Source organism: Rhizobium sp. SVR5-2C (genome assembly GCF_056755115.1).
The window spans coordinates 1-236 of sequence record NZ_JBNDHT010000594.1 but is presented as its reverse complement, the minus strand read 5'-3'; the positions used below and the strand labels follow the sequence as shown (position 1 = coordinate 236).

Annotated in this window: 1 protein-coding gene; it reads left to right on the top strand. The window is 55.5% G+C overall.

Translation table 11 applies throughout. From position 1 onward, the window contains the following. Positions 1-236: hypothetical protein (locus tag ACPYOI_RS37035; RefSeq protein WP_481424303.1), on the top strand; the 236-nt coding region annotated here is incomplete at both ends.

The following is a 236-nucleotide window of genomic DNA, read 5'->3' as shown; positions in this document are numbered from 1 at the left end:
ATTCAGTGCATCCGGAAAAAGCTATGACGTTGGCAGTGGTGTTTACCAGTGGTCGGTACCGGAAGACGGCGAGCTGATTCTCGTGGTCAGTGACTCTTCACATCGCGACAACAGCGGCGCTTTCAGCGCGGTTGTGTATATCGCTGAAGACGAAAAGAAAGCGGCGGCTCAAAAGGCGGACTGGAAAGGTCATGTTCCCGCAACACGCAGTGACTGGACCCACACCGGCGTATCCG